Consider the following 22,116-nt stretch of genomic DNA (forward strand, 5'->3'; position numbering starts at 1 on the left):
TCATTTTTCCCTATTATACAATCAGAATGGGAGAATTACAATCTATAATAAATTTTATGTTACTGTCGTTCGTGAAGTTACTGTTCACGGCTGCGCCGTTCACAGCAACATGATGCACACAAAATGGGCAGACTGCCCATTTTCGCGCCTGCTGCCCTCGGGTTTTCTGTGACCTTCGCTCACAAAAAACACCTCGCGGAATACTACCCGTGAACCAATGTCAGTTAGTTAAGCGGACGATTGCGAGATGTTGTTTATCGTGGGGAGGCCGCCGTCGTCAGCTCCTGTATCCAACGGAACCCCGCTCCCGCTCGGAGAAAAGCGCAGCGGTACTAAGCTCGAAAAGACCTCGCTAAGTACCGGCGGTTTTCTACGGGTTCCTTTTGGATACAGGAGCTAGCGACGGCTACGTTATCAGCGGGCTGGGAATCCGTTTCATCCCTCCGAAAGTTCTGTAATACGTTTGTCTGGCATAAACGGGCAGGAATATCCTCTGACCGAATTGCAAATAATCGGTATAATTGCTTTATATATTCTGTTTTATAATGATTCGATAAATATTTAACTGTTATGTTTTGGGATTTTATCAACCAAAAATTGACTCTTTCCAGGTTTGTCCATTCGACAAACATTTCTTGGTATAAATGCAATATAGCATGTTTTTACACGATGATAACAATCTTTTCAACTAAATTTGGAAAGGAGCAAAAAATTATTCGTATGCTGTAGCCATGATGAGCCATATTATTTGATATTTTTATTATAGCCTGACGGGTATGTAGCCAGAGTCCGATTCCAAACCCATAAGGAACCCGTAGAAAACCGCCGGCGCTTAGCGAGGTCTTTTCGAGCTTAGCGTCCGCTGCGCTTTTCTCCGAGCGGGAGCGGGGTTCCGTTGGGTTTAGAATCGACTCTGGCGGCCCTCTCACGACAGACAACGCCCTGCAACCGTTCATTTCGCTTAACTAACTGACATTGACCCGTGAACAGTAACTGAAACAGCCCTATGAATTTCCCTATTGACTTCACCCTGACAAAATGCTAAGATAAACTCGTAATAGGAAAAGGCGGCGATGTAGCTGCCGCCTTTAGTGGACTACTGATTGCTTAAGCAATCTTCATCCGACCCATCAGGTGCTGCTAGGCTTGCTGATGGGTCTTTTTCTGTCTGTGCCTTGCGCCGCTCTATGTAAGGTTTACACTTCTGGACTAATGAAACCAGCCCGTTAAGGCCGCCCACAATGCCCGCGAAGACACTCACAACACGGTTCAGGACTTCTAAGAAGAACATAGACCACATCCTCCTTTCTCTGGTGTTTACACACCTGCGGCACGGGTCTAACCTAAATTAAACCAGTCCCGAAGGTGCGTATCCTCCAAATAGGGAGCGCTGCCCGCTTTCTCTGATGTAAAACATTATAAGCGATTTTAGGAGAGAAGGGAATACATGAAAGTATGAAATCTGTCGAAAAATGAAAAACTCACGTAACAGTTCAGGTTGCCTGAACTGTTACAAACCCACCGGTATTTCTCCCAATGGGTTTTAAGTTAATTAATGCTATCCGCGCCCTCTGCATCTCAGACATGTTTTCAAAATCCATTCCGTTCAGCCAGTTACAAAACCACTGATAAAGCGCATTTTCAATCATAATTCCTTCATCATAATCTTTCTGCGAAACATAGGCCTGACTTCCTGTTATCGGATGTATAGAATATCCTACCGAAAAGAACAGGCAGCCGCCCTTTACTACCCTTTCGCCGCCAGCTTCTGCGAATATGTCACCACCAGATCCCCATCATGCATCTGCGTATTCCCGTCCGGAATGATCACCTCATCCCCGCGCGTTATCATAACAATGATCGTATTTTTATTAAATTTCGCCTCTGATATGCGCTTATCGCACCACCTATGCGCCTTTGTGATAGGAATCTCCTTCAGCAGAATCCCGCGGTTATCCTCAAATCCCTGCGCGCCCAGCACGACAATATCCTGCTTCAAGATCATTGTCTGTCCTTTGGGAACCACAATCTCCTTCCCCCGCTTGATCACCGCAATCAGCGTCCCCGGTATGAGGTCAATGTCACAGATCTTCCGGTTCGCCCATGGATGGTGTTCATTGATGTGAAGCTGGATAAACTGGATCTGCGTATTCTCCGTGTAGTCCGTAAAGGTTCTCATGACATCCGCGTTCTTGTCAATCATGTCAAAACGCTTTGCCACCTCCGGGAGCAGGGAGCCCTGAAAGATAATCGAAAACATGACGACACAGAACACGATATGGAAAATGTCGTTTTTTGTATACACATCCCCGACCGTGGCCATGATGGCAAATACGATTGAGGCCGCGCCGCGCAGACCGGCCCATGACACCACCAGATACTGGCCCAGCCTGGGTTTGAACGGCGCAAGCAGAAGGCCCACAGCCGCCGGCCTGGCCACAAACGTCAAAAACAGCGCGATACATGCGGCCGGCCCCAGGATCGCCGCCATCTGGGACGGGAAAGCGAGAAGGCCGAGAAGAAAAAAGAGCAGAATCTGCATCAGCCCGGTAAATACATCGAAAAAGCTGACCAGCGTCTTCTGGTTCTTTACCTCCTGATTTCCCAGGATAATACCGGTCAGGTATGTGCTTAAGTAACCGTTTCCTCCGATACAGGAGGAAAACGCATAGGAAACCATGGCCACGGCAAAGACAAAGATAGTGTCAAAGCCCTCTCCGGAAAACTGAAAACGGTTCAGGAACCAGGAGGCCGCAGCCGCCACCGCCCAGCCCACCAGAAGGCCGAATATGAGCTGCGCTGCCAGCATGCGGACAATCGAGCCCGCGTCGGCGGTTCCGGACATGGCGGACAGGACAATCATGGTCATCATATAGGCAAACGGGTCGTTGCTGCCGCTCTCCAGCTCCAGCATGGAGGCGGAACCGTATTTTAAGTTCAGCTTTCTGGAGCGCAGGATCGAGAACACCGAGGCCGCATCGGTCGAGCCCAGCACCGCGCCTAACAGCATGCTCTCCAGAAGATCCATGCGCAGCGCAAAATGACAGAACAGCCCGGTCAGGAGCGCGGTTAGGATCACGCCCGCTGAGGACAGCAGAATGGAACGGACCGCGACCGGCTTCGCCTCGCTCCACCTTGTGCCAAACCCGCCGTAAAACATAATAAAAATCAGCGAGGCCGTGCAAAGCTGCTCGGCTATCAGGTAATTATCAAACGGAATTTTTAAAAAGCCGTCGGATCCGAACATCATGCCCAGCACGATAAACACAAACAGCGTGGGAACCCCGAGCCGCCCGGAAACCCGGCTGCCCGCGATGCACACAAAAATGACAACGGAAATCATTAATAATAAAAATGATATGGAAATACTACCTACCTCCTGTCATACAGCAAACAATTAACGTTACGATTCACGGCGGCTAAAAAGCAGCCGCTCCGTGAACCGTAACACGCTTCGCGGAATACTACCTGTGGATAGTAACCAATTAACTTCTCTTCCTTAAATGATGTCCCTGCGCCGATTTTGCTGTGCTCACACGCAGGGAGCCGTCTTCAGCAAACATCACGCGCAGCCTACAGGGAGAGCTCCCCCTTGGCCCTCGCTCTCCTGTCCTGGATGGAGCGGATCACCGGAACCATAAAGATGGCCACGATACCGCCGGCAAATCCATTGTTATAAAGATTCATCCCCCCGTAGACAATGCCCACATTCAGGGCCACCGAGCTGTGCAGGAATCCGGCCAGCAGGCCGGCCACAATCCCGAATTCACCCGCAATGGGGGCCAGCGTGGTGGAAAACAGGAGCGCCAGCATCGCCGAAGGATCCGTTATACTCCACGCTCCGGCCAGGCTGGCCAGGCAGACGCCCGCCATAATCGGCCATATGTTGCGCAGGTGCTTTCCCGTCGCGCTGAAGCCCACGATCGTAAAGATCCCGCCCAGGGTCGGGCCGTTCAGATCCCCTCCCACAGCCAGGACGAACACGGTGGCAAACAGGCCGTTGATCCCCATGTTGAGCAGCACCGCCGGTCCGCCTTCTTCAAGCAGGTAATCGGTTCCGCCGATCCCCCGGCTTTTCAGGATCCGGACATAGGCGGCGAGCACATACTTTTCCCCAAACACCAGGCCGCCCATCATCATACCCCCGAACAGCATGACCAAAAGCCCCAGAAACAGGCCGTTATTCCCTGTGGACCAGATAAGCCTTGCCTCTGTCTCTATCCCAAAGGACTTTAGCGATGAGACAATCACCGTTGCAATGATCCCGGCCGAAAAACCCACATTATAAAGCGAATAGCCCTGATGGGCATAGTGGACATGCGTTGACAGAGGCGGGAGCACAAAACCGATGCAGACCCCCACAGAGAGGCTTAAAAGCATGCGGCCCACCAAAGGCAGATGGCCAATCAGCATAATCTCTGTAATGATGGGCGACAGGCTCGTACCGTACAGCGCCACATAAATATATTTTGATAAATGCGTCCTGTGAAACTTCGAGTACAGGTACACCCCCAGGAAAATAGCCCAGATATTGAGCAGGTTCTTTCCAAAAAGGGAAAAGCCGAACATCAGGCAGCTTGACGTGATCGTATGGCCGTCCATCTCCATTCCAAGATTGTAGATCAGGACAATGCTGATCACGGTCATCATGCCCGCATTCACCAGCGCGGCCCCAATCCCTCCGACGGCGATATAGTCCGTGATCAGGAAATCCGGCTCCCGGATCAGGGTGTAAAGCCCTGTAAAGATCCCTTTTAGAGGCTGCAGAGACAGCCCGGCTAAAATAAAAAAAAGCGGCAGCAAAGACAGAAGAAGAAAGCGCTCCTGCCTCGTTGCAGTTATCTGTTCATTCATATTCCCCTTACCTTTCAAAACGGACGGCCTTTAAACGTTACTCCGGCCTGGCGTACGAGCCGCGCCGCACACAAACACTTCCCCTGTCACAGATTACTCTGTCATAATACGGATGATCTCTTTATCCGTCTCTCTCATACCGTCCTTCCCCAACCGGCCGATATTGCGTATCGTATTCTCCACTCCTTTGGCCACCAGGCCGTCCCCGCCGTAGAACTGCCGTCCTGTTTTGTACATCTTATAGCCCAGTACACCTGCGTCTACCGCTGCCGCAATCTTCGCCGCGCACGACGCCTTGGCCCCGTCGCAGACGATCCCCGAGGTGATGGCCAGCGCATTGACAAGCGTATGTGCCAGCACCGTCAGATCGCCGCCGTCCAGATAGGCGATCCCGGCCCCGGCTCCCGCTCCGGCGCTGACTGCCCCGCAATAGGCTGACAGACGGCCGATCCCCGTCTTCTGATGCAGTGTCATCAGATTGGAGATAAGGAGCGCGCGGTAGAGCTGTTCCCTGCCGCATTGTTTCTCCCTCGCGTACTCGATCACAGGCAGGGAGGCTGTCATTCCCTGATTCCCGCTCCCAGAATTGATGATGACCGGCAGATCGCAGCCGTTCATCCTGGCATCGGATCCGGCCGCCGCCACGGCCTTTAAGCGGTTTTCAACAGAATCCCCGTATTCCTCCAGGAGGATCCGCCCGATATTGGCCCCATAATCTCCCCGCAGCCCTTCCTGTGATATCGCCGTATTATATTCGATCTGGCGATCCAGAATCTCTCTTACATCCTCCAGATCCGCGGTAACCGCAAAATCGTAGATACGTTCAATCGTCAGCATGCCGTAGTCCGGCCCGTCCTGCGCGCCATCCTCTTTAACGGCCTTTTCAAACAGAGTTTCCCCGTCTCTCTGAATCTCAATCACATTCGTGTGCTCCTGGGCGATCCGCACGCGCGCCGTATGGCCGTCCTTTTTCACTTCCACCGCCATATCGAGGAGATACGGCGTTTCGACCGGAATCACTGTAAATCCCGTTTTCTCCATGTACGCGCCCAGGCCGCGCGCGGCCTCATCCGTGACGCCGGAAAGAACCTCCAGCTCACGCGTCTCGTCCCCTGCCAGGATCCCGATGGCCGCCGCGGCCGCAAGCCCCCGCCTGCCCCCGGAATTCGGCACAATCACGCTCTTTACATTCTTTATGATATTGCCGCTGACCTTAAGATACACCTCGTCGGGAAGCGTTCCCAGAACGGATCTGGCCTTTGCGCTGCAGTATGCAATGGCGATCGGCTCTGTGCATCCCATGGCCGGGACAAGCTCGCGCTTTAAAATATCCACGTAGGTTGTATAACAGATATCCTTTTTATCCATGCTCTCTCCTGCCTTTTTTGAAGAATCCGCGGGCCTCCATAAGCCTCCTCAGCTCATCCACAACCTCCCCGAAATCTTTTCCCTCTTCATCGATCGTAATGTCTGCGTATTTCTCAAAATACGCGATCCGCTCCTCATACAGATCCCGCAGCGTCATCCCCTCACGCAGCACCACTCCGCGGTCCACCACATTCCCCAAACGCTCGGCCAGCTCCTCAAAGCTGATCTTTAAGTAGACCACTACGCCCTGTGATTTCAGGTTTTCCATGGCCTCTTTGCCGTAAATCACGCTTCCGCCGGGGGCGATCACTGCTTCGTGTTCCGAAATCCGCGCATTCACGCGGTTTTCCACCTCCAGAAAGCCGTCAAGCCCCTGCTCAGCGATGATCTCCTTTAAAAGCTTGCCCTCCTGGTTCTGAATCACGATATCCACATCCACAAACGAATATCCCAGCCGTTTTGCCAGGAGCACGCCCACTGTGCTCTTTCCGGCCGCCGGCATTCCGATTAATGTAATATTTCTGCCCATCTTGCTTTGCCCGTCTATTTCTTCTTCCTGATGCTGTATCCAAAGGTTCCCAAAAGCTCGTTCAGCCCATAATACTCGCCGTGCGAGTACACGATCGGCTTTGTCTGTTCCAGATGAAACTTTCCCTTTTCATCGATCTGCTTCCCATCCACATCAATCGCGACGACCTCTGCCAGAAACATGTGATGGGAGCCGAGCTCCTTCACTTCCGTCACCCTGCATTCAATATGTACCGGGCTTTCCATGATGACCGGCACGTTTACCACAGAGGCCCTGCCGGGCGTCAGCCCTGTATCCTTCCACTTATCCCTATCCCTGCCGGAAGTCACCCCGCAGTAATCCGTGGCATGCACAAGCGCCTCGGTCGTCAGATTAATCACGAATTCTCCTGTCTTTTTCAGCATCCCATAGGAATACCGCTCAGGCCGCACGGAAATATAGGCCATCGGCGGATTCGTGCAGACCGTACCCGTCCAGGCAATCGTCAGGATATTGCTCTTCCCCTCGCCGTCCGCCACAGTCACCATCACGGCCGGAACCGGATAAATCAAATTGCCCGGCTTCCAATATACCTTTTCTTCTTCCATTTTAATCCTATGCCATCCTTCCTTATTGAAACTGCTGCCTACTGTTCTGTCGCCACCATAAGCCCTGGCACAAGCTGCTTCTTTCTGGACACCACGCCGGCCAGGTTCACACACTGCGTCCCGCTCTCGCCCTGCTGTGCCTCCGGGAGATGGAACGCCTCATAGACAAGCTGTTCCGCCCCCTGCCCCTCGCACAAAAGCAGCGTGGATTCTGTGAGAATATTGGTGAGCATGAAGAACATCATATCCACCTTTTCCTCTTCCCGCGCCTTTTTCATATATGCAAGCATCCGATCCCGGAGCTTTTCCAGCTCGTCTGCGTTTAACGAGGTGATCTGGCCCACGCCAAAGGTGGTCTTTCCGGCTGTAAAGTGCTTGAAATCCTGATAAAATATCTCCGCGTCGCTCTTTCCCTTCAATTTACTTCCGGCTGCGAACATTTTGCTTGCCAAATCATTGACATCCACCTCCGCTATCTCAGCCAATGCCATGGCCGCCGCCTTATCCACCGGCGTACAGGTCGGGGAGCGGAATAAAAGCGTATCGGAAATGATCGCGCTGCAGAGCAGGCCGGCAATTTTCTTCTCAATCTCGATCCCGGCCTCATTGTACATCTGATAAATGATCGTGGCCGTACAGCCCAGGGGCTGGTTCCGGAAAAATACGGGGCCCATGGTTTCCACCGTGCCGAGGCGGTGATGGTCAATGATCTCCCGTATGCTTGCATTCTCAATGCCGTCCACGGCCTGGCTGCGCTCATTGTGATCCACCAGAATCACATTTTTCCCTCTCGCGCCCAGCAGGTTCCGGCGGGAAATCATGCCCTTATACTTCCCGTTTTTGTCAAGAATCGGGAAGTCGCGGTGCCGCTTGCTTGCCATGACCTCCTTGATATCGTCAATATAATCCTCAATATCAAAGGTGATTAGCTTTTCCGTCTTCATAAAGTAGCTGATCGGCATGCTCTGGTTGATAAGCCGCGCCACCGTATACGTGTCGTACGGCGTAGTGATGACCGTGCAGCCCCTCTCCTGCGCCAGCTTCTTGATCGTCATGGAAATGCCCGCGCCCTCGCACACGATAATACAGCCCGCCTCCATCTCGATGGCGCAGAGCTGGGATTCATACCGGTTTCCCAGAATCACCAGATCATGCTTCTCTATGTAATACTCCATCATATCCGGGTTGGCCGCCGCGATGAGAACCTTGCCTTCCCTGAAATATCCTTCCTCATCCCCCACCAGCATCGCGCCCTCTAAGGTTTCAATGATATTCGCATAGGAAGTAGAGGCTTTGGATAAAATCCGGCTGTCATAGACATTCATATACGCGCCGGTGATGTCGTCAACCGTGATCAGCCCTTCCAGCACATTGTCCTCCGTCACAGTGGGAATCGTGACCACATTGGCCTCCTGCATCACATTCCACGCCTTTTTAAGGGAAATCTGCTTGCGCACTCCCTTTGTCTCCCGGATCTCGATATCCTTTACCTGCGTCTTGACCGTATCGATCTCCTTCGGCGCGCTTACCTTAAAATAATCCAGCACAAAACGCGTCTCCGGATTAATATGCCCCGCCCGCCCGGGCATATATTCATTCCCGGTCTGAAGGTTCTTTAAATTTGCATAGCAGATGGCGGAGCAGATCGAATCCGTATCCGGATTCTTGTGTCCGATCACAATCGTTTTCTTTGCCTTCTTTGCTGCCATATTCTCCCTCCTGCAGCCGCCGGGATTTCTGCCGTCTGTCAGTGCAGATATCCCGCGCCGCCTCGTCTCCTTTCCCGCCTAATATTCAAAATCTGTTTACAGGTCATTCACATTTTGTTCATATATGATTTTTATACTAATAGCATAAAGAAATGAGTTTTTTAATTTGTTTTTTGGTAATGTTGCATATAGATTTTTCATAATTACCCTGGTAGCCTTCTGGCTCCGGGGTCTCCTCATGTCTGACGCCCTCATACACCGGGCCCGCTCTGCCATTAACTACAGAAGTAATCTGGCTGCCCCGTAGATCCCCGCGTCATTTCCAAGCGTTGCAAGCGTAATCCCGGCCTTATTCTCCGAAATCGGCGTGAACCGTTCATAATACTTCTGTATGAAATCAATCAGGAAGCTTCCCGCCTTTGACACGCCGCCGCCGATCACGAACAGCTCCGGATCCACGGTCATGGACACCACGGCCAGCGCCCAGCCCAGATAATAACCGACGGTCTCCATCACCTCCAGGGCCATGGCGTCGCCCTCCTTCGCGCAGTCCAGCACATCCTTGGCCGTTACCGCATCGCCGAAACGGCGCATCGCCGACGCTGTCTCCGGATTTGCCGCCATGGCGCGTCTGGCCTCCCTGGCAATGCCGGTCGCGGACGCGATCTGCTCCACGCAGCCATGTCCCCCGCAGTTACACGACTCCTTCTCGCCCTCGCGGATACGGATATGCCCGATCTCCCCGGCCAGGCCATGCTTTCCGGAAACGATCTTCTGATTTAAAATCACGCCGCCCCCCACGCCGGTCCCGAGCGTTACCATCACAATATCGCTGTAACCCTTGCCGCCGCCCTGCCACATCTCGCCCAGCGCCGCCACATTGGCGTCATTTCCGGAGCAGATCGGCAGGCCGTCGAGAAGGCCGCTTAAAATCTGCTGCGGATTCATATCGCGCCATCCCAGATTTACACAGACTTCCACATAGCCGTTCTCCAGCACAGGCCCCGGAATCCCCATCCCGGCTCCCGCCACATCGGACAGGCTCAGGCGCTCCTCTGCCAGCGCTGCCCGCACAGACGCCGCCACATCCGGAAGAATATGGACGCCTCCCTCCTCCTTTCTGGTGGGAACCTCCCACTTCCGGATCAGGGCGCCGTCCGCCTCGAATAACCCGAGCTTTACCGTCGTGCCTCCCACATCAATACCAATACACTTTTTTTCCATGGCATGGCCTCCCTCTTTGCCGCGGCCCGCGCCTGTGTTACCGCGGAAGGCGAAAATGCCTTCCGCGCCAGGGCTGTGATTCGCAGGCCGCGGGCCTTTTTCATGACAGTCCGGATAACTTGCCCGCGTTATCCGTTTTTATGCTTTTTTTATTATAAGAGATGAGGGTTTTAATTGCAAGAGTTTCAGGGGGAGACGGGAGAATTTGCCGGCCAGGGGGGATGTGAGGCGGCCGCCGTCATATAAACTGAAACATGCAAAAAGCGCTCCAGATATAGACAGCCGGGACAGATGCGGAATGGCTGTGTATATCTGCAACGCTTTCCTTAATACTAAATCAAACGGGATATCCCGCTATTTACTTCCAGAAATCCGTCTCCTCCTTCAGGCCGATCTCCGCAGCCCTGAACACCGGATTCTTCCCTTCCTTCTTCTGCTTCCTGTAATCCTCCAGGCAATTGAGGGCCCGGCCTGACAGCATCATGATAACCGGCACATTGATCACCGCCATGATTCCCATCAGAACATCCGCCGTATCCCATACAATACCAAGGCTCGCCACAGCGCCGATCACCACGACAATAACAGCGATGGCTCTCTGTGTCCACCGGATCGTCTTGGACGGCGTTTTTCCGCATAAGTATGCGATACCGGTTTCCGTGAAAAAGTAGTTTCCGATCAGCGTTGTAAACGCAAACAGATTCAGGGCAACCGTGATGAACACCACTCCAAAGCTGCCGAATACATTTGACATCGCTGTCTGTACATAGGCCATGCCAGCCATCTCCGCCTCCGGCTCTACTCCGGAGCAAAGGAGCAGAAACGCGGTTGCGGAACAGATTACGATCGTATCAATAAACACGGACAGAACCTGTACAAGCCCCTGCTTTACCGGGTGGGACACGCTGGCAGAGCCGGCGGCTGTCGCGGACGCTCCGACACCTGCCTCGTTGGAGAACAGGCCCCTCTTAATACCCAGCATGATAACAGAACCCGAAAAACCGCCAAAGATGGCTTTAAAATCAAATGCGCCTGCAAAGATGCTTCCAAACACGGCCGGAATGCGGTTTAAATGCATCACAATGATCAGCAGGGCAGCCGCGATGTAGAGAACGCCCATCACCGGAACCAGGAAACCGGTCACCTTTGCAATCTGCTTTCCGCCTCCGCTGATGCAGATGCCGAATATCAGCGCAATGATGCCGCCGATGATCCACGGAGTGATACCCGGGGTAAAGAAGCTGTATACCTTAAAGGAATCGACGATATTGAACGATGCCACGAGGTTAAAGCCAATCATATAGGTGAGAATCATGAACACAGCGTATACAACGCCCAGCTTTCTGTTGTGAAGCACGCTTTCAATGTAGTAGGACGGGCCGCCGTAACAGCTTCCGTCTTCGGCGCGGCGCTTGTAAATCTGGGCCAGCGTGCCTTCGAGGAAGGCCGTCGCGCAGCCTAAGAGCGCAGTCATCCACATCCAGAATACCGCGCCTGATCCGCCGATACAGATCGCCGTTGAAATACCCGCGATATTTCCGGTGCCGACGCGCGACGCGGTGGAGACCATCAGGGCCTGGAACGAGGAAATCGAGTCCTTTCCGTCCTCCGCCGGCTCCAGCACAATACGGAGCGATTCCGCCAGATACTTTAACTGCACGCCCTTTGTCCGGATCGTAAAATAAATACCTCCGCCGAGCAGCAGAACAATCAGGATATAGCCGTACAGATAATTGCTGAGCTGTCCTATCAGTTTTCCATATAAATCCATCATACTAAACATTCCCCTTATTTTTATTTTCTGTTGTCAAATAAATGCAGATGCCATTTTTCAGACAAATATTCCAGAATATACCGTCCTGCCACGCTGTTCCCCTTATCGTCAAGGGCAGGGCCGTAGATTCCGATTCCCATTTCCCTGTCAATCACGGACAGGATGCCTCCGCCGACGCCGCTCTTAGACGGGATACCGACACGCACTGCAAATTGCCCTGAACCGTCGTACATCCCGCAGGTCAGCATAATCGTTTTTACCACCCGGACGGTCTGCTCCTGTAAAAGCCGTTCCCCTGTCGCCGGATGGATCCCGTCATTGGCCAGAACCAGCCCCAGGCCGGCCAGGCTCTCTGCCGTCACGCTCAGAGAACACATTTTAACATAAAAATGCAGGCATTTTTCCACATCCTTTTCTATGTACCCCTTGCTTTCCAGCAAATATGCAATCGCGCGGTTCCTGGAAATGTTCGACATCTCCGACCGGTATACATTTTCATCCAGAACAATGTCCGGATCCAGGCATAACGACCGGCTGGTCCGCATCATCTCCTCAAATGAAATCCGCCGCGCCAGATAGCTCGCAATCACAATGGCCCCTGCATTAATCATCGGGTTATACGGCACGCTGTGCGCATATTCCAGCTTTACCATGGAATTAAACGCATCGCCGGAGGGCTCCATGCCCACATTCTGAAACACCATATCAAACCCGCACAGCTCCAGAGCCACAGCCAGGCTGATCACCTTGGAAATACTCTGAATACTGAAACGCGTTTTTGTATCTCCCACCGAGAGCCTCTCTCCGGATCTGGAAAATACGCTTACGCCTACCCGGCTGCCGTCCGCCTTTCCCAGCTCCGGGATATACGTTGCAACCTTTCCCTCGCAGGTCTTGTCACTCGCCGCTGCGACCGCCTGCTCTACTATCTGTAGTTCCATTGCTTAACCTCCCCACATTTTAAAACAGTCTGACAGCCATTTAAGACAGCCTCCGTCTCAAATCATAGATAAATTCCTTTGTAATATCAGTAATCTGAGCCCCGGCAGGCATGACATAACCAAATTCCAGCATAAACCCGCTGTTTTGAATCGGTATCGATGTCGCCTGATAGGACGCCTCCTGCAATGCGAAATCATGGATGCCGATGCTGTAGCAGTCGCTCACTGAGATCATATACATCAGCGTCGCCCGGCTGGTCAGGTAGATAATCTTTGACCGCATCTTTTCCACGTCCGGGCTGCAGTTCCCCAACAGCTCATAAATATAATCATCGCATTGGCCCAGATACCACAAAAAACCATACTCCGCCAGGGTGTGCAGATTTACCGGGCGGTTCTGCAAAATCAACGGATGCTTGTTGGAAATCACAATATGCGGCTCCACATTGGCCAGAAAGTGATACTCCAGCCCCTTTTCCTCAAGCTGCTCCGTCATCTCCTTCCTCTTACGGCTGTCAAAATGAAACACGCCCACATTCACACGCCCGGAAACCACATCTTCTATCGCCTCATCGGAATTTCCCTCATACAGGCGGTGCGAATAGGACGGCCTGTCCTTATGGCGCATCACTACCTCGCTGAAGCTTTCCATGATATGCGAAAAGCGCGTCATTGACACAGCCAGCGGATCTTTCACCTCCCCCTCTTTCTCCTCGCGGAACCAAAGGCCGTCCAGCTCCTTGAGCACACGCTCCGAACGCCTCAGAAACTCCAATCCTTCAGAAGTCAAAATGACCCCCGAACGGCTCCGGTTAAAAAGCCGCACCCCCAGATTTTCCTCCAAATCGTGGATAATCTTCCCCAGATACGGCTGAGAAATAAACAGCGCCTGGGCCGCTTTATTAATCGAGCCCAGCTTCGCCACCTTCGTAAAATATTCCAGATGCCGGATGTTGACATCGCCTTTCATGATACCCCCCCCCCTCGATTTTTCCTCACCTTTTTAACGATATCCTTTTCCATCAGCAAAACATCTGAAATTATTGTAGCACCTTTGCCGAAAAAACACTATCAACTTGATAGTGCAATTACAACTATCGGATATATACAAAAAGCTATAATAACGTGTGCCTTTTGCGTTTTTTTTGTGGGTTTTGACAAGAAGAGGCGTTGGCGATTGGTTTGATATACTATTTCTGTTTTAAATCGGGCAGGAAAGAATGCCTCCTTCCTGTCTGATTCAAAGCGCTCACAAAAGCTCTGCTTTGGCGGCGTGTTCCTTTGCATGGGCTGCGCAAAAAAATGTGGAACCTTCTCTTAAAGTTCCACATTTTCATATACAGCTAAATTCCTGTTTTGTATGCTATCAGATTGACATCCTACAAAATGTGTAATATCATAAACATACAAAGGAGAGACATGATGATAAACGATAAACTACGCGAAATACGGGAGCAAACCGGTTTGAACAAAAAAAGGTTTGCCGAATTTATAGGGATTCAATATACAACATATAATAATTATGAAGTCGGAGTCAGGGAACCGAATTCTGATTTTATAAAAATGATTTGCAGATAATTTAACGTTTCCGCTGATTTTATTTATGGCCTTCAAGAAGATAAGGAAACTCTTTATTCATATAAATTAAAACCTTCAGAATATGAACATATAAAAAAATATCGTAACCTGGACCAATACGGCAGAGAAACCGTCGATCTCATAATAGAGAGGGAAACCGAACGGGTAAAAAAAGCAACAAAAAAACCTGAAGAGCCCCGGGAAATCCCCGGCAGTTAAACTGTAACAGAGCGATAGTTTAAGCGCCTTTGAGCCGGATTTATTTTTAACAAGATTTTTGTTGTTTTATAGAAAACCTGCGTTCCTGCTGAAGAAATTATCCACAACCTATAGAATTATGTTTGAACCAGCGCTTGCTGTTATTGAGAAAATCTAATCATTCTTTGAAAGAGAAAAATGATGGGAAGCCTGAGGGGCCTTATAAAACCAAAACTGAAGGAGGATAAAAAGATGTTAGAGAAAAAAGATCTGGAAATGATAGCTGAAATCGTAAAGGAGACAAACAAGCCTATACACGAAAGACTCGATAAGATGGAGACAAAAGTAACAGAAGTTCAAATGACCTTGGAAAATGAAACCAACAAGGAAATCCATATTATCGCCGAAGGCCACCTTGACCTCTCCCGAAAACTTGATGACGCCCTAAAAGTGGAGGCTGAAAAAGAAATGCTTCTGCTCCGGGTGAACCGTCTGGAAAATGAGGTTCGACGGATTAAACAACGGATTGAAGAAATTGCATAGAACAAAATTTTAAATGACCGCACCATGACAATATATTATGCTTAACCGGGGAACCGTTGGGGTGTTATGTCAGCCGCCGGACGAAAGAAAGGAGGCCAGGCTTGATCTGGCCAACGGTTCTCCTGTTACGTATATTGTGTGCCCGCTTGGATGATTTGTCAAATTAAGATTTCCGGACCTGAAATAACAGGATTAAAAAATCAATGCGCATTTTAGGGGAATAAAAACCATGTGATTTCGTGTGATACATACCCCAAAAAAGCTTTGTATTTGAGGATAAGATATGTTTATATTTTCCCATAACAGACACCAAAAAACCTTGTAACTACAAGGAAAATCCTGTACTTACAAGGTTGCGTCGAAAAAGCGGGTGATGGGAATCGAACCCACGTATCTAGCTTGGAAGGCTAGTGTTCTACCATTGAACTACACCCGCATAATAAATATAAAATTCTAATGCCCAGAACCGGAATCGAACCAGTGACACGAGGATTTTCAGTCCTCTGCTCTACCAACTGAGCTATCTGGGCATCCTGAGAAATCCTTTGATTCCTACCCGCTGCACTGTTCCAGCGACGTTAATCATTTTACTTTATCTTAAAGAAAATGTCAAGTGTTTTTTGAAATTTTATAGATTTTTAAAAATTTCAACCTTTTTTTGAACAATTTTTCACTTTCGGCATATTTACTAATTGGGTAGTGGGTATTTTGTAGAATTTAACTATACAGAATGAAATACAGCAGATGTGCTACCCTTACTATACCAGAGTGCGCCCGCCTTGTAAACTCCCTTTTGCTGGAATGGGCGCAGCTTTAAGGCTGCCACTGCTGCCAGCCTCTCAAAGTCGCTATATCTGATATTAAGCCAGCTTTTCCAGCTCTTCTGTGAAAAGCTCCCCAGCAGAACGGTAGCCATGTATCCTGCGTGGGTAGCCGTTTATCCAGCCCTCTATTTTCTCTATTTCCTCGTCGGTCTTATCGTCAAAGTTTGTACCCTTTGGCACTTTGCGGCGCACCATTTTATTTGTTACCTCATTCGTGCCACGCTCCCAGCTGCTATATGGGTGGCAGTAATACAAATGTGTCCTCTTTTCTCCCTCTTCCAGTATAGAACGCTCTAAGCCGTTCACGTCTGCAAACTCGCTGCCGTTGTCTACCGTAATTGTCTTAAATATCTGCTTAAACATATCCGCACCATATTTGCGCTCTAATCTATCCAGCGCCGCTACTACCGCCTCGTCCGTATGGTCTGGCAGCTTAAATATAATCTCGTCCCGTGTCTTTCTTTCCGTCAGTACCAGCAGCACGTTTTTAGATACTCCCCGCTTGCCTATTACACTATCCATTTCCCAGTGTCCGAACTCTTCCCGCTTGTCTATCTCTTCTGGGCGTTTTTCTATGCTGTCGCCTGCTGCTGCCCGTGCCTGCTGCTTGCGTACTTTCTTATAGCCCCGCTTTTTATTCTTCTTTACTGGTAAATCCTTATTTGTCAGCTTAAGGAAAACGCCCTTATCTATGTAGCTGTAAAGAGTAGCCACGCAGACGGTAGTATTAAATTCTCCCTCTCTACCCTGCGCCTTAAGCTCTCCCAGCACTGCTGCTGGGCTGTAATCCTCGTTTACTATCTTGTCCTCTATGTAATTTGCATATGCAATATCGTTGCCTATTTTAAGCTGTGTGCCTCTTACCTTTAAATTTTCCTCTGCCTTTTCCTGTGCTATGTCTGGGCTGTATCTTATTTCTGTCGTCCAGTCACTATTACGGTGTTCGTACTCTCCCCTTTTCAGCTCATTATATATAGTGCTGCGGTGTACTCCCAGATGCGCTGCTATTTTTGCCTTGCTTAATCCCTCTTTTAGCAGCGCCTCTATCTTTATCCTATCTGCCCTTGTCAGCTGGTGGCTGCCCTTTTTATTTGCCATTGTTTCTGCCTCTCTTTCGTTGTGGTCTATATACGACGAAAAGCCGCAAACTCTTTTACAAGTCTGCGGCTCTTATTTCATAGCTCATTTACAGCATTTCTTACAAGCTGTGTATTTTTTCTTTGCTTGGCTTAGCGGTATGCCCTTTGGGTTTTTCATTCCAGAACAATTAGGCTTACTATGGTACTTTTTACTGCTGCGGTCTATATATACTATCGTTTCGCCCGCTGTACGCTGACTACGTTGCTGTTCTTCTACAATAACGTCAAGCTCTATATTACACCCAAACGTCTGTACCCCCCCCCCCAGAAATTTCCAGTATTTCTGCGGTATAGCGGGCATTAGGATACTTTGCCGCCAAATCCTTTGCCAGTTCTGCCGATAAATACCCCAATATTTTATTTCCCCATTTTACATATGCGGCAGGCTCTCCGTTATATGTGGTTTTCTCTACCTCTATTTCCTCGTCGCCAGTCATACGGCTTAATATATCCTGCCTGCTTTCACCGTCGTCGTTCTGGTATGTCACGCCTACTACTTTCGTGCGTATGGTTTCCGCAATTCTGCTGCCAGTGGCAGGCGCTCCCGTTGCCCTTGGTGTTGCCTGCTGCCTTGCTGCCTCTTTTGCTGGTTTGCGTGCCAGCAGAAAACATACCGCAGCAATCACTATGCAGCCGATACCGCCCGTAATATTTCCAGACGGCAGCGCCACCACTCCACTTACTGCAAATAGCGCAGCCGCCCCATAAAGTACCATTTTCTTTTTACCCATGATAAATAAACCTCACTTTCTAATCTTTAGCCATTTTCTCTGCAATAGCGGTATTTATATATTCGCTTATGCTCTGCCCTGCCGCTTTTGCACGTTGTTTAATGACTTCTTTTTGTCCTTTCGGCATTACCAGCTCAAACCTATCATAATTCTTTTTCTTAAATTCATTCTGATATTTTATCTGGTTAAATTCTTCTTTCTGCATTTTACCTCTTTCTTTCCCTTGCCTTATGATGTATAATCCTTTTAAACAGTTTGGGCGGCTTTGGCAAGTCCACCGCCCTTTCTGTATCCCCGCCTTACTTCTTAAGTAAGGCTCTTACTTTTTCTTTAGCCTCTTCAAGGTCTTTACACTCGTTGAGTATTTCAAGTATTTTCCTTGTCTGGTTTTCCTCGGCTGTTTCCTTAAGCAGTTCGCCTACGTTCATTTCCTCGTCCATATTTTCTCCTTTCCCTGCCGCCCAGTTATTGTTATGGGTTATGTATCTCCCTTAACTGTCTTAATTATATCTCATATTCTGTAATATGTCAATACATATTCTGTAATATCCTTAAAAAAATAAGAGGGTAAGCAGCCCGTAAGCCGCCTGCCCTCATTCTTCTTACGCTAAGCGTGTGGCATAGTCAAGACTTATCCAGCCTGCGCCGCTTTTCAGCCTGCCCCAGCCTGCCGTACTACCTTTGCCCGCTTTCACTTCCACAATGGTAAATTCTCCCTTGCCCGTATGCTCTCCCGTCTTTGCGTAGTCCGTCCCTGCGCCCGTCCTTATATTAAGGTCTAATATATCTACCTTAACCATAAACGGCACGCCTGCCGCCGCCTGCGGCGTTTTCTGCGGCGCTGCTGCCTGCTGCCCGCCTGCGTATTTCTTGTAATATGCCTCGCCGTACTCTGCCCGCTTTTTCTGTACCGCCTCGCTCTGGTCTGCTGGCTTTTCAAATCCCAGCAATACGGCATCAGAGGCAGCCCGCACGCTCCCTGCGCCCTTTAACGTGCTGATAACAGACTTATAGCCTTGCAGCTCGTCCCATAAAAAAGCAAGCTGCATATCCAGACTGCCAATAGATGCCCCCGCCTTTTTCGCATAATCAAAAAGCGCTTGCTTTCTTGTATGATACGTCCACTGCGCCAGCCCATAGCCCGCCTTGTCCTTTACAAAATTACCGTAGCTGCCATTATCCACGGCAGCCGTATACTGCGCATCTGTCATATTAAGGCTCTTGTTATAGCTGTTTTGCAGATTGCAGGAATTAAGCCCGCTTTCCGCATACAGATTACCCATTAAGCCTGCCACGGCGCAGGCATTTAAGCCTTTGCCCGCCAGATAGTCCCATATTGCTTTTTCCGTGTTCCCGTTCTGCACCATGCCGCCTGCAAATACGCTGTAAACCGCCTTGCCGTCCCAGTCATAAACATTATAACCAGCAGTGCAGGCTTTCTTTGCATTATCCAGAGAAGAAAAAGCCCCTATCTGGCTCTTTGCATCTTCCCAGCTCTTGCGCACACGGTATAATTTATTTGTCTGGCTGCCGCCAGCAGATGCAGCGCCGCTTATCATCTGCTTAAACTTCTCCCATGTGTGCGCCATTGCATTATATACATACGGGTTAGGGCAAATCTTCCCCGTAACGTCGTAATGCCTTATGACGTGCGACGCAGGCACGTTGTACTTATCCATTAAGTATTGTGTAAGCTCTACCGTAGCCTCTACCGTTGCGTCCTCAAAATACCAATCTTTATCGGTAGCCCCCATGCTGGCGGTGTTCCTCTTCCTCACGCACATTTCAATACCGATACTGTTTGAGTTTCTGCACTCTGCGTGCTTATAGCTGTTTGCGCCACAGTGCCACGCTATGTCCTCGGTTTCCACCGCCTGCCATATCTCCCCGTCAAATCCTACAAAGAAATGCGCAGACGCTCCGATATACCGCCCTGCGTAATACTGGCAGTTCGCCTTTGCGCCGCCCAGCGCCCCTACATAATGGATAACAATATATTTTACGCGCGCTGTACTGTTCTTGTCCGTAAAGTTATAGGGTGTAAGCAGTTTGTTTATTACTGGCTGTTTCATGCTATACGCTCTCCTCTCCAAAAAATCCCATGCCGTCTGCGTCCATAGAGTTTCTAAACTGCCGCAGCTCTTCTGGTGTCATGTTCTCCACCCTTGCCCGCAGCTCTTCCCGTTCCTCTGCTGTCATATCCTTTGTGTGTTCGCTCTTAATCTCTGCCATGCCCTCTGCTCTCCTTTCATTTGCAAAAAGCGCCTACGGTTTCCCGTAAGCGCCCTGCTGCATACTGTCTATGTTTTATTATTTTTCCTGCTGTCTGTAGCCCTCTACGCTGCCCGTGGTGCTGTTTCCGTCCAGCTCGTCCGTGTCTGGCAGCTCGTCTGTATATTTCCCCAGAAACGCCCGCACCGTCGCCCAGACTTTCTTAACGGGCAGCCCGCAAAGCGCCATGTTCTTAAAGATGCTCACTACCTCATAGGCAATATAGAGAAGTGCGAAAAATTCAGCCACGCCCACGCTCGTAAGCCCCAAATGGTTACGTGCTGCCTCTGGGATAAAGCCGATAAGATTAACCTTTATCAGCATATCAATAGCCAGCATGAACACAAGGGAAATAAGCATACCCACTTTACGGATAGCCCCGTCAATCCCTGCGCAGCTGTTAAACCTCTTTTCACGCACCGCCCGCAGCACTCCAAAGATTGTATCGAATACAATCGCAAGCACCACCAGCTCAATTACCTTGTTATTTGCCGCCATGTTGATAAATTCCAAAATCTTCATTTCCATAAATCCTGCCTTTCTGCTTTTGCAAATTTAATGCCCGCTCTTTCAGTTCTGCGCCGTCGTACCCTGCTACGCTTTCCCAGTTTTCCAGCGTGGCTGTCAAATCCACAATAAGCCTGCTTTGCTGTTCAATAATTTTCTGCTGCTCTTGCAGCACTTGTAGCAAATTGTTACCCATGTACTCACTCCTGCGCCTGCTGGTCTATGCCGCCTTTTGTATGGCTGCATCTGCCAGCGTTTTTATTTTCTTTCGTAGGTTGTAGCTGTCGGCGTGTCCTGCGTGTCCCGTCCAGCTCTGTATACTCTTTTGTAGCTGCTCTTTCGTGATTTTCCCGCTCTCGCACTTCTTAATTGTCCTCTTGACACGCTTAATGCTGTCTGGTCTTACTTTTCTGTGCGTTGCCCTGTGCTTGTAGCCTACAAAGTCTACCCCGTTCTTTGCTGCCAGTATCGTAGTTTTAGGGTTAAGCGCAAGCCGCAGCTCGTCCCTTAAAAACGCCTCAATGTCTGCCAGCCAGCGCCGCAGCTCGCCTTTGTCTGGGCTTAAGATTATAAAGTCGTCCATGTACCGTATGTACTGCTTTGCGCCCAGTGTGTGCTTTACGTACTTATCCAGCTTATCCAGATAAATATTAGCGAATAGCTGGCTTGTAAGGTTCCCTACGGGTATCCCTACGCCCTCTGGCATATTGCCGTTATGGTCTATGATTTTATCCAGCAGCGCCAGTACCCCAGCGTCCTTAATGGCTTTTCGTATTTCAGCCTTAAGTATGCCGTGGTCTATGCTCTGGAAATAGTGGTGTATATCTGCCTTGATAGCATAAAGCGGCTCGTCTGGGTGGAATTTCTGCCAATCATAAAGCCAGCCTTGCAGCGTATCAGATGCAGCGTGCATACCCTTACCTTTTCGGCAGGCGTAGGACTGGGATATAAAGCGCTTGTCAAATATAGGCTCTAGCACGTTGTTTATGGCGTGCTGTACCACTCTGTCATAGAATGGCAGCGCCATTATCTGCCGCTCTTTCGGCTCGAATACCTTAAAATAATGGTACTCGCTTGGCTCATAGGAAAGGTTTAGAATGTCGTCCCGCACCTTTTCTAAATTGCCCTCTTTGTCTTTGGTAAATAGCAAAACGTCCTTGCGGTATCGCTTGCACTTTCTGGCTTTGTTGTAGGCTTTCTGCACGTTTGCATAATCAGCCATAGCCTCTGCAAGTGTCACACGCTCGCCGCTCTGGTTCGTTGTATACCCTGCTCGTTTCAAAATAAAGCTCCTGCCTTTCGCCGCAGCTACTAACCAGCAGCCCTGCTTTTTCTCTTT

Annotated in this window: 23 protein-coding genes and 2 tRNA genes; 2 read left to right on the forward strand and 23 right to left on the reverse strand. The window is 49.9% G+C overall.

Annotation, left to right across the window (positions count from 1 at the left end):
• Window positions 1-1,096 precede the first annotated feature (1,096 nt).
• From NFS31_RS04720 to NFS31_RS04775, 12 genes are all read right to left on the reverse strand, one after another.
• Window positions 1,097-1,291 (reverse strand): hypothetical protein, encoded by a 195-nt coding sequence (locus tag NFS31_RS04720; protein WP_251492132.1) that lies wholly within the window; start codon window positions 1,289-1,291, stop codon window positions 1,097-1,099.
• 202 nt (window positions 1,292-1,493) lie between these two features.
• Complete coding sequence (locus tag NFS31_RS04725) at window positions 1,494-1,649, reverse strand: hypothetical protein (RefSeq protein WP_251492134.1); 156 nt, start codon at window positions 1,647-1,649, stop codon at window positions 1,494-1,496.
• Window positions 1,650-1,747: 98 nt separating this feature from the next.
• Window positions 1,748-3,361 carry a potassium/proton antiporter gene (locus tag NFS31_RS04730; RefSeq protein WP_275563872.1) on the reverse strand — a complete coding sequence of 538 codons (1,614 nt, stop codon included), beginning with the start codon at window positions 3,359-3,361 and terminating at the stop codon, window positions 1,748-1,750.
• A gap of 212 nt (window positions 3,362-3,573) precedes the next feature.
• Window positions 3,574-4,872, reverse strand: coding sequence for a DUF1576 domain-containing protein (locus NFS31_RS04735; protein ID WP_334303046.1), 1,299 nt, complete (start codon window positions 4,870-4,872; stop codon window positions 3,574-3,576).
• A 75-nt stretch (window positions 4,873-4,947) separates the two neighbouring features.
• Window positions 4,948-6,222, reverse strand: a complete 1,275-nt coding sequence (locus NFS31_RS04740) for an L-cysteine desulfidase family protein (protein WP_251492140.1) — start codon at window positions 6,220-6,222, stop codon at window positions 4,948-4,950.
• Window positions 6,215-6,751: a shikimate kinase gene (locus tag NFS31_RS04745; protein ID WP_251492152.1), complete on the reverse strand. Its 537-nt coding sequence runs from the start codon at window positions 6,749-6,751 to the stop codon at window positions 6,215-6,217. Before NFS31_RS04745 ends, NFS31_RS04740 begins: the two co-directional genes overlap by 8 nt.
• Before the next feature lie 14 nt (window positions 6,752-6,765).
• Window positions 6,766-7,338, reverse strand: a complete 573-nt coding sequence (locus NFS31_RS04750) for a flavin reductase family protein (RefSeq protein WP_251492154.1) — start codon at window positions 7,336-7,338, stop codon at window positions 6,766-6,768.
• Window positions 7,339-7,376: 38 nt separating this feature from the next.
• Window positions 7,377-9,047 (reverse strand): putative manganese-dependent inorganic diphosphatase, encoded by a 1,671-nt coding sequence (locus NFS31_RS04755; RefSeq protein WP_251492156.1) that lies wholly within the window; start codon window positions 9,045-9,047, stop codon window positions 7,377-7,379.
• Between the two features lie 279 nt (window positions 9,048-9,326).
• Entirely contained in the window at window positions 9,327-10,271 is a 945-nt protein-coding gene (locus NFS31_RS04760; RefSeq protein WP_251492159.1) for an ROK family glucokinase, read from the reverse strand.
• Between the two features lie 358 nt (window positions 10,272-10,629).
• Window positions 10,630-12,045, reverse strand: coding sequence for an alanine/glycine:cation symporter family protein (locus tag NFS31_RS04765; protein WP_331482500.1), 1,416 nt, complete (start codon window positions 12,043-12,045; stop codon window positions 10,630-10,632).
• Window positions 12,046-12,065: 20 nt separating this feature from the next.
• Window positions 12,066-12,986 (reverse strand): glutaminase A, encoded by a 921-nt coding sequence (glsA, locus tag NFS31_RS04770; protein WP_251492163.1) that lies wholly within the window; start codon window positions 12,984-12,986, stop codon window positions 12,066-12,068.
• 40 nt (window positions 12,987-13,026) lie between these two features.
• On the reverse strand, window positions 13,027-13,956 hold the full coding sequence (locus NFS31_RS04775) for a LysR family transcriptional regulator (RefSeq protein ID WP_251492165.1): 930 nt from the start codon (window positions 13,954-13,956) through the stop codon (window positions 13,027-13,029).
• A gap of 452 nt (window positions 13,957-14,408) precedes the next feature.
• Between NFS31_RS04775 and NFS31_RS28205 the strand changes: the two genes are divergently transcribed.
• Together NFS31_RS28205 and NFS31_RS04780 are read left to right on the forward strand one after the other, a co-directional pair.
• The gene (locus NFS31_RS28205) at window positions 14,409-14,564 is read left to right on the forward strand and encodes a helix-turn-helix domain-containing protein (protein WP_416389426.1); all 156 of its coding nucleotides are present in this window, start codon (window positions 14,409-14,411) and stop codon (window positions 14,562-14,564) included.
• 450 nt (window positions 14,565-15,014) lie between these two features.
• The gene (locus NFS31_RS04780; RefSeq protein WP_251492167.1) at window positions 15,015-15,305 is read left to right on the forward strand and encodes a hypothetical protein; all 291 of its coding nucleotides are present in this window, start codon (window positions 15,015-15,017) and stop codon (window positions 15,303-15,305) included.
• A gap of 365 nt (window positions 15,306-15,670) precedes the next feature.
• Here the strand turns inward: NFS31_RS04780 and NFS31_RS04785 are convergent.
• From NFS31_RS04785 to NFS31_RS04835, 11 genes are all read right to left on the reverse strand, one after another.
• Window positions 15,671-15,741: transfer RNA gene (locus NFS31_RS04785), tRNA-Gly, on the reverse strand.
• Window positions 15,742-15,762: 21 nt separating this feature from the next.
• Window positions 15,763-15,835, reverse strand: a tRNA-Phe gene (locus tag NFS31_RS04790).
• 330 nt (window positions 15,836-16,165) lie between these two features.
• Window positions 16,166-17,227: an IS30 family transposase gene (locus NFS31_RS04795; protein ID WP_172518012.1), complete on the reverse strand. Its 1,062-nt coding sequence runs from the start codon at window positions 17,225-17,227 to the stop codon at window positions 16,166-16,168.
• Between the two features lie 277 nt (window positions 17,228-17,504).
• A complete protein-coding gene (locus NFS31_RS04800; RefSeq protein ID WP_251492169.1) occupies window positions 17,505-17,999 on the reverse strand; it encodes a hypothetical protein in 495 nt (164 codons plus the stop codon).
• Between the two features lie 19 nt (window positions 18,000-18,018).
• Window positions 18,019-18,204, reverse strand: coding sequence for a hypothetical protein (locus tag NFS31_RS04805; RefSeq protein WP_120434682.1), 186 nt, complete (start codon window positions 18,202-18,204; stop codon window positions 18,019-18,021).
• A 94-nt stretch (window positions 18,205-18,298) separates the two neighbouring features.
• Window positions 18,299-18,439, reverse strand: coding sequence for a protein phosphatase (locus tag NFS31_RS04810; protein WP_120434680.1), 141 nt, complete (start codon window positions 18,437-18,439; stop codon window positions 18,299-18,301).
• 162 nt (window positions 18,440-18,601) lie between these two features.
• Window positions 18,602-20,071, reverse strand: a complete 1,470-nt coding sequence (locus tag NFS31_RS04815; protein WP_251492171.1) for a phage tail tip lysozyme — start codon at window positions 20,069-20,071, stop codon at window positions 18,602-18,604.
• A 1-nt stretch (window position 20,072) separates the two neighbouring features.
• Window positions 20,073-20,231, reverse strand: coding sequence for a hypothetical protein (locus NFS31_RS04820; RefSeq protein ID WP_251492173.1), 159 nt, complete (start codon window positions 20,229-20,231; stop codon window positions 20,073-20,075).
• Between the two features lie 78 nt (window positions 20,232-20,309).
• On the reverse strand, window positions 20,310-20,792 hold the full coding sequence (locus tag NFS31_RS04825) for a phage holin family protein (RefSeq protein ID WP_331482503.1): 483 nt from the start codon (window positions 20,790-20,792) through the stop codon (window positions 20,310-20,312).
• Window positions 20,755-20,973: a hypothetical protein gene (locus tag NFS31_RS04830; RefSeq protein ID WP_172518016.1), complete on the reverse strand. Its 219-nt coding sequence runs from the start codon at window positions 20,971-20,973 to the stop codon at window positions 20,755-20,757. Before NFS31_RS04830 ends, NFS31_RS04825 begins: the two co-directional genes overlap by 38 nt.
• A 24-nt stretch (window positions 20,974-20,997) precedes the next feature.
• A partial coding sequence (locus NFS31_RS04835; RefSeq protein WP_331482504.1) for a reverse transcriptase/maturase family protein occupies window positions 20,998-22,116 on the reverse strand: 1,119 nt, incomplete at its 5' end.

Source organism: Otoolea muris, assembly GCF_943193115.1.
In the GTDB taxonomy this organism is placed as follows: domain Bacteria; phylum Bacillota; class Clostridia; order Lachnospirales; family Lachnospiraceae; genus Otoolea; species Otoolea muris.

Excerpts from the sequence above, each read along its gene's own strand:
- NFS31_RS04720 (WP_251492132.1), bottom strand. The coding sequence starts at position 1,291 with ATGTTCTTCTTAGAAGTCCTGAACCGTGTTGTGAGTGTCTTCGCGGGC.
- NFS31_RS04725 (WP_251492134.1), bottom strand. The coding sequence starts at position 1,649 with ATGATTGAAAATGCGCTTTATCAGTGGTTTTGTAACTGGCTGAACGGA.
- NFS31_RS04740 (WP_251492140.1), bottom strand. The coding sequence starts at position 6,222 with ATGGATAAAAAGGATATCTGTTATACAACCTACGTGGATATTTTAAAG.
- NFS31_RS04745 (WP_251492152.1), bottom strand. The coding sequence starts at position 6,751 with ATGGGCAGAAATATTACATTAATCGGAATGCCGGCGGCCGGAAAGAGC.
- NFS31_RS04750 (WP_251492154.1), bottom strand. The coding sequence starts at position 7,338 with ATGGAAGAAGAAAAGGTATATTGGAAGCCGGGCAATTTGATTTATCCG.
- NFS31_RS04755 (WP_251492156.1), bottom strand. The coding sequence starts at position 9,047 with ATGGCAGCAAAGAAGGCAAAGAAAACGATTGTGATCGGACACAAGAAT.
- NFS31_RS04760 (WP_251492159.1), bottom strand. The coding sequence starts at position 10,271 with ATGGAAAAAAAGTGTATTGGTATTGATGTGGGAGGCACGACGGTAAAG.
- NFS31_RS04765 (WP_331482500.1), bottom strand. The coding sequence starts at position 12,045 with ATGATGGATTTATATGGAAAACTGATAGGACAGCTCAGCAATTATCTG.
- glsA (WP_251492163.1), bottom strand. The coding sequence starts at position 12,986 with ATGGAACTACAGATAGTAGAGCAGGCGGTCGCAGCGGCGAGTGACAAG.
- NFS31_RS04775 (WP_251492165.1), bottom strand. The coding sequence starts at position 13,956 with ATGAAAGGCGATGTCAACATCCGGCATCTGGAATATTTTACGAAGGTG.
- NFS31_RS28205 (WP_416389426.1), top strand. The coding sequence starts at position 14,409 with ATGATAAACGATAAACTACGCGAAATACGGGAGCAAACCGGTTTGAAC.
- NFS31_RS04780 (WP_251492167.1), top strand. The coding sequence starts at position 15,015 with ATGTTAGAGAAAAAAGATCTGGAAATGATAGCTGAAATCGTAAAGGAG.
- NFS31_RS04795 (WP_172518012.1), bottom strand. The coding sequence starts at position 17,227 with ATGGCAAATAAAAAGGGCAGCCACCAGCTGACAAGGGCAGATAGGATA.
- NFS31_RS04800 (WP_251492169.1), bottom strand. The coding sequence starts at position 17,999 with ATGGGTAAAAAGAAAATGGTACTTTATGGGGCGGCTGCGCTATTTGCA.
- NFS31_RS04805 (WP_120434682.1), bottom strand. The coding sequence starts at position 18,204 with ATGCAGAAAGAAGAATTTAACCAGATAAAATATCAGAATGAATTTAAG.
- NFS31_RS04810 (WP_120434680.1), bottom strand. The coding sequence starts at position 18,439 with ATGGACGAGGAAATGAACGTAGGCGAACTGCTTAAGGAAACAGCCGAG.
- NFS31_RS04815 (WP_251492171.1), bottom strand. The coding sequence starts at position 20,071 with ATGAAACAGCCAGTAATAAACAAACTGCTTACACCCTATAACTTTACG.
- NFS31_RS04820 (WP_251492173.1), bottom strand. The coding sequence starts at position 20,231 with ATGGCAGAGATTAAGAGCGAACACACAAAGGATATGACAGCAGAGGAA.
- NFS31_RS04825 (WP_331482503.1), bottom strand. The coding sequence starts at position 20,792 with ATGAAGATTTTGGAATTTATCAACATGGCGGCAAATAACAAGGTAATT.
- NFS31_RS04830 (WP_172518016.1), bottom strand. The coding sequence starts at position 20,973 with ATGGGTAACAATTTGCTACAAGTGCTGCAAGAGCAGCAGAAAATTATT.